This is a genomic window from [Clostridium] clostridioforme AGR2157, assembly GCF_000424325.1.
GTDB classification, from domain to species: Bacteria; Bacillota; Clostridia; order Lachnospirales; family Lachnospiraceae; genus Enterocloster; species Enterocloster clostridioformis_A.
Map to the genome: position 1 here is coordinate 1 of NZ_AUJR01000086.1, position 8,730 is coordinate 8,730.

General features: G+C 44.1%; 14 protein-coding genes. All 14 read left to right on the forward strand.

The features are described from left to right. Positions 1 to 337 precede the first annotated feature (337 nt). Positions 338 to 583, forward strand: a complete 246-nt coding sequence (locus G614_RS31545; RefSeq protein WP_155245123.1) for a hypothetical protein — start codon at positions 338 to 340, stop codon at positions 581 to 583. 469 nt (positions 584 to 1,052) lie between these two features. Next, entirely contained in the window at positions 1,053 to 1,328 is a 276-nt protein-coding gene (locus G614_RS0122670; RefSeq protein ID WP_027643737.1) for a hypothetical protein, read from the forward strand. Positions 1,329 to 1,374: 46 nt separating this feature from the next. Continuing rightward, complete coding sequence (locus G614_RS0122675) at positions 1,375 to 2,304, forward strand: restriction endonuclease (protein WP_027643738.1); 930 nt, start codon at positions 1,375 to 1,377, stop codon at positions 2,302 to 2,304. 168 nt (positions 2,305 to 2,472) lie between these two features. Further along, on the forward strand, positions 2,473 to 2,655 hold the full coding sequence (locus tag G614_RS0122680; RefSeq protein WP_027643739.1) for a hypothetical protein: 183 nt from the start codon (positions 2,473 to 2,475) through the stop codon (positions 2,653 to 2,655). Then, entirely contained in the window at positions 2,645 to 3,028 is a 384-nt protein-coding gene (locus tag G614_RS0122685; protein WP_027643740.1) for an HNH endonuclease, read from the forward strand. Before G614_RS0122680 ends, G614_RS0122685 begins: the two co-directional genes overlap by 11 nt. Before the next feature lie 258 nt (positions 3,029 to 3,286). Continuing rightward, positions 3,287 to 3,727 carry a hypothetical protein gene (locus tag G614_RS28650; protein WP_242828187.1) on the forward strand — a complete coding sequence of 147 codons (441 nt, stop codon included), beginning with the start codon at positions 3,287 to 3,289 and terminating at the stop codon, positions 3,725 to 3,727. After that, positions 3,678 to 4,928 carry a site-specific DNA-methyltransferase gene (locus G614_RS0122695; protein ID WP_027643741.1) on the forward strand — a complete coding sequence of 417 codons (1,251 nt, stop codon included), beginning with the start codon at positions 3,678 to 3,680 and terminating at the stop codon, positions 4,926 to 4,928. The genes G614_RS28650 and G614_RS0122695 overlap by 50 nt, the downstream gene beginning before the upstream one ends. Before the next feature lie 86 nt (positions 4,929 to 5,014). Next, positions 5,015 to 5,830: a hypothetical protein gene (locus tag G614_RS0122700; protein WP_027643742.1), complete on the forward strand. Its 816-nt coding sequence runs from the start codon at positions 5,015 to 5,017 to the stop codon at positions 5,828 to 5,830. Beyond that, the gene (locus G614_RS0122705) at positions 5,827 to 6,270 is read left to right on the forward strand and encodes a hypothetical protein (protein ID WP_027643743.1); all 444 of its coding nucleotides are present in this window, start codon (positions 5,827 to 5,829) and stop codon (positions 6,268 to 6,270) included. The genes G614_RS0122700 and G614_RS0122705 overlap by 4 nt, the downstream gene beginning before the upstream one ends. Positions 6,271 to 6,423: 153 nt before the next feature. Then, positions 6,424 to 7,374 carry an amidoligase family protein gene (locus G614_RS0122710; RefSeq protein ID WP_027643744.1) on the forward strand — a complete coding sequence of 317 codons (951 nt, stop codon included), beginning with the start codon at positions 6,424 to 6,426 and terminating at the stop codon, positions 7,372 to 7,374. Positions 7,375 to 7,462: 88 nt separating this feature from the next. After that, positions 7,463 to 7,927 (forward strand): gamma-glutamylcyclotransferase family protein, encoded by a 465-nt coding sequence (locus G614_RS0122715; protein WP_027643745.1) that lies wholly within the window; start codon positions 7,463 to 7,465, stop codon positions 7,925 to 7,927. Continuing rightward, complete coding sequence (locus G614_RS31550) at positions 7,924 to 8,124, forward strand: hypothetical protein (protein ID WP_155245125.1); 201 nt, start codon at positions 7,924 to 7,926, stop codon at positions 8,122 to 8,124. The genes G614_RS0122715 and G614_RS31550 overlap by 4 nt, the downstream gene beginning before the upstream one ends. Positions 8,125 to 8,139: 15 nt before the next feature. After that, a complete protein-coding gene (locus tag G614_RS0122725; RefSeq protein ID WP_027643746.1) occupies positions 8,140 to 8,349 on the forward strand; it encodes a hypothetical protein in 210 nt (69 codons plus the stop codon). 191 nt (positions 8,350 to 8,540) lie between these two features. Next, the coding region (gene tnpA / locus G614_RS30710) for an IS200/IS605 family transposase (RefSeq protein ID WP_027643747.1) at positions 8,541 to 8,730 on the forward strand (190 nt) is incomplete at its 3' end.

An 8,730-nucleotide genomic window follows, 5' to 3' on the forward strand; every position in this document is an offset into this window, starting at 1 on the left:
CTCGGTGCGTTTCCGGCAAAGGAAGAAATGCTGGAGCTTCTCCCATGGTCCTCCAATCTGCCTGATGATTGCCGCAGCAAACTTAAAAAGTAAAAGACAGATCTTCCCCCGGTAAGTGCTGGGGGATTTCTTATTTTGTCAAGATACGGATTATTACTTACTTACCATAGATGAGATTTATTCTGCTAATACATTGCTGATAGGAACCCCCATTTACTTTGGCAGGCCAACCAGCCAGTTCTATGCTTTTCTTGAAAGGCTTCATTTTCCAGCACTTTCCTATGATGATTATAGCAATTATTTTAAAGGTCATATCAATGTTGGATTGTTCGTAACAATGAATACTACAAAGGATTTTTATGATAAGGCATACAAAGGATCTTTTGAGGGATACGCAAAAGAATTTAGCTTCTTGAATGGTGAAGTTTGTCTTTATCCTGCCTGCAACACACTTCAGGTTAATGATTATTCAAAATTTGCAATGAATGGATTTAATCCAGAAGATAAGAAAAAATCCCGTGAGGAATGTTTCCCCATAGATTTAAAGAACGCATATGATTTAGGCGCTAAGTTAAGTAAATAGGGATACTAGGATCAGGTGAACTGATAGTATTCTGCTTTTATTTATTCTGCGATTCCTACTCTTCATAAAAGGGGTAAGTTATGCCAAAGTGGTTTACTAAAGGTGTACTGTTTTTTCAGATCCACTGTGCTAATATTAGAATTGCCAAAATAAGACGGGGCTTGGAGTGAAAACTTCAAGTCCTTTTTTCGTGGCCGGACGGGGCTTTATCCTTTCACCCGTCTGTACATAGAAGGGAGTGGAAGCGCATGGATACAGCGAAGATGTGGGTAGCAGCGATAGAACAAATCGGCGGCTTGACGTATAGAGCTGTAGGTTATTATTTATAATGATTTTTTATAGTATGTATGATATATTTAGGGTGAGATTGGCGCATCGGGAGCGCAGTGCAAGTTTAGAGCAAAGGGTGCCAGGTTCGACTCCTGGCTCTCATATCAAGGATTGTTCAATTAGAAAAGGATAGATGTTTATGTGGGAAAATTATATCTGTGAAACAGAGAACCCTACTATTATTAAGGATGAAGTGTATAAAAAGCAGTCGAGAATCACCATTTACCATCCGGGAGAGATTGCACCTTATGAAATCATATGTGGAATTTATGGCATGATGTTTCATACGGTATTTGCAAACGATATAAAAGATGCCATAGAAAAATATGAGGGAATGAAGAAAGATTTAAAGGAATATATTGATTCGGGTATGACAGATGAAGATTTTTGTAGCGACTTTGTAGACAAATGGTAATTGATTGAAATTATAATTTTTTTATTTTAAGGAGAATTCAAAAATTATGAAGAAACAGGAATATAAGCGAAATGCCGATAATGTAGGAAAATATATATTAAAGGTGTTACAGACGCTTGGCGGGAGTGCATCACGGCAATTGATCAAGGAAGGAATTGTCGATGATGATGAGATTGATATATCTTACGAGGATGTGTTTGAACCAATAACGTCTAAAAAGGGTACAAAATATATTCCTTTTAACATGGATTTTAATTTCTCACTTGTGAATTTGCTTAATTGTGGGTATATTCAAGCATATGATCGCGGTGGAGATATAGTTTTGACAGAAAAAGGGCGTTCTGTTGAAACAAGTTTATATCCTACTGAGAATGATCTGCAAATCCAAAGAGAGTATTGGGATAAAAAGCATAAGGAACGATATCCACGTAAAAAGGGAAAAAGTAAGGTTGAAACAATAGAAAATGAAGATATTCAGCTTGAAGAGACAGACGATGATAACGATATGAGCGAAAACTGGAAAATTGATGTGCTGAACCAGATAAAACTTTTTTCACCGAAAAAATTTGAAAGTTTTTCAAGACTTCTGTTTTCGCATATGGGCATAAAATTTGACCGGGAAAAGGGAGTAAAAATGTCTGGCGATCATGGTATTGATGGTTATGGATATTTTGAGTCCGATGAATTTAGAACGGCTAAGGTTGTGGTACAGTGTAAAAGATACACAGATAATCCGGTATCTGAACCTGAAATAGATAAATTCAAAGGTGTCATGATGAGTTTCAATGCGGATTATGGTATTTTCATTACGACCAGTTATTTTACAAAACAGGCACAGTCAAAAGCTGTGCAGGGCGGAAATACAGTAACTTTGATAGATGGCCAGCGACTAGTAGAGCTAATAGAGAAATATCATTTGCATATTACTCCGGTGCAGACTTATGTGCTGGATGATTATTATTACCAAAAGGATTGATACCAATATTGGTGTACTAAAGGTGTACTGTTTTATCCGATCAACTGTGCTATCATTAGAATTGCCGAAATACAGCGGGGCTTGGAGTGAGAACTCCAGGCCCTTTTTTCGTGGCCAGACGGGGCTTTATCCTTTCACCCGTCTGTACATAGAAGGGAGTGAGAGCGTATGGATACAGAGAAGATGCGGGCAGCACTGTCGTATTTAAAGAGAAAGAAGCCGGAGCTGACCGTGCAGCAGTACCGCACGATCAAGGGACAGATTCTGGCCGGTGATGAGGATGGCGCGATCCGTGGCATTGACCGGGTGGTGGAACGGAATCGGGAAGGACGTGGGTACCATGCCACGTAGGCCGAACACCCCGTGCAAGCATCCGGGCTGTGGCAAGCTGGTTCCCTACGGCACCATGTACTGTGAAGAACACAAAACTCTCCACCAACATGACAGGAAGACCACCAAGGAGAAAGGATACGGGAGCCGCTGGCAGAAAGCAAGGACTGTTTACCTGCAGTCCCATCCCCTCTGTGTTCGGTGCCTTGCTAAAGGACGTTATGTGAAGGCAACGGTTGTGGATCATATCATTCCACACCGGGGAGATCGGAAATTGTTCTGGGATCGGGACAATTGGCAGGCTCTCTGCAAATCCTGCCACGATTCAAAAACGATGACAGAGGACAGATACGAGGAATTTCGCTACCCGGAGGGGCGGTCGAAATCTCTGTGACCTTGCTGCCAAAAGACCGGCGCCCCCTCAAACGTGAATTTCTGCGAAATTAAAGAGGGGGGATACCTGCCGGGGCGAAGAAAATACGAAAAATTTTTGACAGGCGGCGAGAAAAGATGCGGATTTCCTGCATCTGAGCGGCCTGCCAAACAAAATATCATTTGCCAAACAGTTAAATTTTAGGCTGGGAAACTTATCCGCAAAGGTGGGTTTTCCGGCTTTTTCTTTTGAAACCATTTAGCGAAAGGATGTGAAGCAATGACCGATTTTCAGGCAAAACAGATACGGGAATTACGGCTCCGGGGCGCTGGATATAAATCCATTGCTTCCGCTGTCGGACTTTCCAGAGATACTGTCCGGAACTATTGTAAGAGTCACGGACTGGACGGATACGCCTCTGCCCTTGTTTTGAATGTGAAAGAACAGATGGAAAGCGGAACGGCGTGTCTTTGCTGCGGCAAGGAACTGATCCAGCCTTCCACCGGAAGGAAACGGAAGTTCTGCTCAGACAAATGCAGGCGGGAATGGTGGTCAGCCTACCCAGAAGCTACCATGAATGTTATGTGCGGGATCGGTTCTGGAGGAAAGAAGAAGGACGGGAGCCTTATGTCGGCCCCGCTGATCGTAAGGAGGTACAGGCATGAGTGCGATGGAATGGAAAACCTTGCCCGTGGATGCATTGCGTCCGGCAGCATATAATCCCCGTAAAAAACTGAAAGCCGGGGATAAGGAATATGAGAAGATTAAAAACTCTATTTTGGAGTTTGGTTATGTGGAGCCGATCATTGTCAATTATGATATGACAGTCATTGGCGGTCACCAGCGTCTGACGGTTCTGAAAGACTTAGGATATACAGAAGTCCAGTGCGTTGTGGTTCATATTGAAGATGAGCATAAGGTAAAGGCGTTGAATATCGCCCTGAATAAAATCACGGGTGCTTGGAATGAGGAGCTGCTGGCTGATTTACTGGTGGATCTGCAAAGTGTGGACTTTAATACTGACCTGACAGGTTTTGAGGCTCCGGAGATCGAGCAGCTGTTTTCCAAAGTTCATAACAAGGACATCAAGGAAGATGATTTTGATGTGGAGGAAGAATTAAGAAATCCGCCGATTTCACGGAAAGGTGATATCTGGCTTTTGGGCAGACATCGTGTAATCTGCGGTGATTCCACTTTGCCAGAGACATACACGAAACTCATGGAAGGCCGGAGAGCCAATCTGGTTCTGACTGATCCTCCTTACAATGTGAATGTGGAAGAGACCGCTGGGAAAATCCAGAATGACAATATGCCAGATGAGGATTTCTATAAATTCCTGTTTGCAACATTTGTAAATATGGAACAGAACATGGAGAATGATGCATCCATTTATGTGTTCCATGCGGATTCCAAGGGGCTGATCTTCCGACAGGCATTCCACGATGCTGGATTTTATCTGTCTGGCTGCTGTATCTGGAAGAAGAACGCTTTGGTGTTGGGACGGTCTCCCTATCAGTGGCAGCATGAGCCGTGCCTGTTTGGATGGAAGGTCGGCGGGAAGCATCAGTGGTATTCTGATCGGAAACAGACCACGATCTGGGAGTATGACCGGCCGAAGTCCAGCAAGGAGCATCCGACCATGAAACCAGTGGCGCTGATGGCTTATCCCATCCAGAATTCCTGTATGAGCAACTGCATTGTTTTAGATCCTTTCCTCGGATCTGGCTCCACCTTAATGGCCTGCGAAGAAACCGGGCGTATTTGCTATGGTGTTGAACTGGATGAAAAGTTTTGCGATGTGATTGTGAAAAGATATATGGAGAAAGCGGGTTCTGACAATCAGGTATATGTTCTTCGCAACGGTGATAAGATCCCCTATTCACACCTTTCTCAGAAGGGAGAGGATATTCCTTTGTTTTAAATATCTGCGCTAAATGAAAAATAGGACTTGCTATTTTTGCCTTTTTGAGTGATTAATGTACTACCAAAACAAAGGAGGCAAAATCAATGAGGATTGAAACCAAAACAGACAACCGGAGAAAGATGGTGCAGGACATCGCAGAATTTACGGGAGAAGAACTGCACTATGTGGGGCCTCCCACCTTTTCCTACACAGTGGGCCGCCTTACCATTGACCGAGACGGCGTGATCACAAGCGAGACAGAGGAAGGAGAAGATCTTCTGACACAGTTTTTGCAGGAGAAAGGCTATCTGGAAGCCCCTGTGGATGAAGTGAAAATTGAGATCCCGGCAGATACCGGAGAGGGAAAATTTTTGCAAAACTTACTTTCTATGATCCATGCACGGGCCTATTTGCTCAACCGGATCACAAGGTATGAGACCTTTGCGGTTAGCGATTCCCTGTTGGAAAAGCTGGAGCAGCTTTTGGAGGAGAATACCTGGGAGAATTTTCAGACCCTTCTGTCAGCGGATACGGCGGGCCTGAAGGGGATTGTGGTGGAAGAAGGTAAAGTGACCTTTACTTTCCCACTTTCACCAGACAGTGCGAAAAATAAAGCATATTCCGAATTGGCGGCAAAGATCGTCACAAAAGCGAAGGAAGCCAAGAGAGTCAGCGCCACTCCGGTGGTGGAAGATAATGAAAAATATTATCTTCGCATCTGGCTGGTACAGCTTGGCATGGCGGGTACGGCGAATAAGGAGTCGAGGAAGGCTCTGCTGGCTGGTTTGAAAGGACATACGGCTTTCCGGACAAAAGAGGAGGCGGAAAAATTCAGCATTACACAGAAGGAAAGGCGTGCCGCTGTGAAAGCAGCCCAAATGAACAATCAGAAAAGTGAAACACTCGGAGGGAATGCATGATGGAAGATACCTTATCGAAAACGGCACAGGCAAAAAAACTTCTGCTCGAATTTTGGAGTGATTTTCAACCGCATTCCGTTCATGAGTTCCGGGATTATTTGAAGAAAAATAATATTACAATAGTTGACCGTACTCATATCAGCAGCGCTGTTTATACGGCAACCCAGCAAGGCATCTTGGTACGTGTGGATCGGGGAAACTACCAGGCGGGAATAAACTTTTATGAAGATATACAAATTCCTATGAAAAAGATGGTTGGTATCCAGTATGTCCTTCTGCAGACAAAACGTGTGTTGTCCATTCCTATCAATATTGTGGAGCTTACCCCTAAAGAACGGGAACTGATACCAAGGCTACAGGAGTTATATCAGGAATGCGAAAGAATGTTGGACGAGCTGGAGAGTGATGAAAATGAAGTTTCCAAAGGAAGAGATTGTTGATTGCATCCGTAAGCAACTGTAAAAATACACAAATTTTTTCGCTGAAGATTGTATAATATATGCCTCGGAATTGACTTGCTATTATCGGCCTTCAGAGCGAATATGTGTACTACCAAAAGGGAAAACACACAAAACGAAATGGAGGATTTTATAATGAATGAGAAAATGGCAAGGCAGATTGAGGAAATGAAGAAACAGACCATCGGGGTTGAGGTGGAAATGAATAACATTACCAGAGATAAAGCTGCGAGAGTGGCAGCCAGATACTTTGGAACCCATCGTTATGAGAACACTGCAGGCCGCAACGGATACAGCACATGGTCAGCATGGGATGCACAGGGCCGGGAATGGAAATTCCAGAAGGACGTCAGCATTGCAGGACCGGATAGCGAAAAATGCGAAATGGTTACTCCGATTTTGACCTACTCGGATATAGAAACTTTACAGGAACTGATACGGCAGCTGCGCCACGCAGGAGCAAAGAGTGATGCTACTAGAGGCTGCGGTGTTCACATCCATATCGGAGCCAAAGGCCATACGCCGCAGACGCTCCGCAACCTGGCAAACATCATGGCCAGCCACGAAAGCCTGATTGCAGATGCTTTAAATCTCGATCAGGGCAGGATGAGACGCTACTGCCGGACGGTTGATCCCCAGTTTCTGGAACAGGTCAACCGCAGAAAGCCAACTACGATGACACAGCTTGCCGATATTTGGTACAGTAGCCACGATGCAAACTGTGGTAGGAGTCATCACTACAATGACAGCCGTTACCATATGCTGAACTACCATGCAACATTTACAAAAGGGACGGTCGAATTCCGGCTCTTTCAATTCGATGCTCCTAGCGGAGACCGCAGGGGCGGACTTCATGCCGGACAGCTGAAAAGCTATATTCAGCTTTGCCTTGCACTGAGCCAGATGGCTAAGACATTAAAAACAGCCAGCCCGAAGCCACAGCAGAATGAGAATCCAAAATACGCTATGCGCACCTGGCTTCTTCGGCTCGGATTTATCGGGGATGAATTCAAAACTGCCAGGGAAATCCTGACGAAGAGACTGGCAGGAGATACAGCCTTTAGACACGGACGGGAAGCTGCTTGAAGGAATTAGTCTCCTGCCACCTTATGAACCGCCTTGGCGGTCTTAAGGTGGTAGAAGGGTAATCCCTTCGGAAAGGATGGATACCAAAATGAAAAAAAGATACTACATTGCTTATGGCAGCAACTTAAACATCCGGCAGATGCGGATGCGCTGCCCTTCCGCACGGATCATCGGGACTTCTGAGATCCCGGATTATGAATTGCTTTTTAAGGGAAGTAAGACCGGCTCTTATCTGACAATTGAGCCAAAGAAAGGCAGCCGGGTTCCGGTTGCAGCATGGGAAATAAGTGCTGAAGATGAGTTGGCGCTGGATCGCTATGAAGGCTTTCCCACTTTTTATTACAAGAAGGAAATGTTTCTTCCGATCAAGGGAATCCGAAGCAGTAAGATCCGGATGCGGACAACCTTTGTTTATATCATGCACGAGGATAGACTATTAGGCATGCCGAGTAATTTTTATATGCAAACATGCTTAAGTGGCTATAAAAGTTTTGGGTTTGATCCTAAATTTTTGCATGAGGCCTATGACAGGAGCAGGGAGGTGGAAAGATGATCGGTTCAAAAAGATGGACAAAGCAAAGCTGGCGCAGAGGCAGGGGGCCTTACAGTTTAAGTGGAGAATTAAAGTTTTCGATAAAAAAGAATAAGAGATACTTCAATCGGCAGGTTCGCCGTTGTACTACAGATCTGCCAAATGGAAATACATATCGGAAACTGGCAGAAGAAAAAGTGTGGGATTATGTAGTGTGATATAAGGAGTTCGCCATGAAAGAAATAAGTATTACCCAGATTAAAATCTGCCCACGATGCGGACAGGTCTACCACGAGCCTCCTGCTCTTTCCAGAATAGATAATCAAACGTTGATCTGTGCGGATTGCGGAACAAGAGAAGCGTTGGAAAGTATTGATGTTGGTCAGGAGGAGCAGGAAGAAATTCTTGCGATTATCCATCGCCAAAGAAGAAATCCTTTATAAAAAAATTATGGAGTACGGAAGCCGAGAGGCTTCTGTCTCTTGTTATATATTTTGATGAGGTCGCTACATAGCGGCTTTTTTTATTTTCCAAGCCTAAGGTAAAAACCACCGCCTTTAGGCGGTAGAGCTTCAGCGGCATTTCCTTTTCCAGGAGGCAGTGATATAATTGGCGTATCGGGAGGTACGTAGAAATGGCAAATTACAGAAATGGGAGTCATACGGTATATGATATAAAGTACCATTTTGTGTGGATAACGAAATATAGATATGAAGTATTAAAAGGAGATGTAGCCTTTAGGCTACGAGATTTGCTGAGACAAGGCTGTGACAGTCAGGGAATAAAAATATTACAAGGAAGTATACAGCCGGATCATGTACATA

What these genes read in the sequence shown, in the direction of transcription:
- G614_RS31545 (WP_155245123.1), top strand. Translation starts at nt 338, where the DNA reads ATGAATACTACAAAGGATTTTTATGATAAGGCATACAAAGGATCTTTT.
- G614_RS0122670 (WP_027643737.1), top strand. Translation starts at nt 1,053, where the DNA reads ATGTGGGAAAATTATATCTGTGAAACAGAGAACCCTACTATTATTAAG.
- G614_RS0122675 (WP_027643738.1), top strand. Translation starts at nt 1,375, where the DNA reads ATGAAGAAACAGGAATATAAGCGAAATGCCGATAATGTAGGAAAATAT.
- G614_RS0122680 (WP_027643739.1), top strand. Translation starts at nt 2,473, where the DNA reads ATGGATACAGAGAAGATGCGGGCAGCACTGTCGTATTTAAAGAGAAAG.
- G614_RS0122685 (WP_027643740.1), top strand. Translation starts at nt 2,645, where the DNA reads ATGCCACGTAGGCCGAACACCCCGTGCAAGCATCCGGGCTGTGGCAAG.
- G614_RS28650 (WP_242828187.1), top strand. Translation starts at nt 3,287, where the DNA reads ATGACCGATTTTCAGGCAAAACAGATACGGGAATTACGGCTCCGGGGC.
- G614_RS0122695 (WP_027643741.1), top strand. Translation starts at nt 3,678, where the DNA reads ATGGAATGGAAAACCTTGCCCGTGGATGCATTGCGTCCGGCAGCATAT.
- G614_RS0122700 (WP_027643742.1), top strand. Translation starts at nt 5,015, where the DNA reads ATGAGGATTGAAACCAAAACAGACAACCGGAGAAAGATGGTGCAGGAC.
- G614_RS0122705 (WP_027643743.1), top strand. Translation starts at nt 5,827, where the DNA reads ATGATGGAAGATACCTTATCGAAAACGGCACAGGCAAAAAAACTTCTG.
- G614_RS0122710 (WP_027643744.1), top strand. Translation starts at nt 6,424, where the DNA reads ATGAATGAGAAAATGGCAAGGCAGATTGAGGAAATGAAGAAACAGACC.
- G614_RS0122715 (WP_027643745.1), top strand. Translation starts at nt 7,463, where the DNA reads ATGAAAAAAAGATACTACATTGCTTATGGCAGCAACTTAAACATCCGG.
- G614_RS31550 (WP_155245125.1), top strand. Translation starts at nt 7,924, where the DNA reads ATGATCGGTTCAAAAAGATGGACAAAGCAAAGCTGGCGCAGAGGCAGG.
- G614_RS0122725 (WP_027643746.1), top strand. Translation starts at nt 8,140, where the DNA reads ATGAAAGAAATAAGTATTACCCAGATTAAAATCTGCCCACGATGCGGA.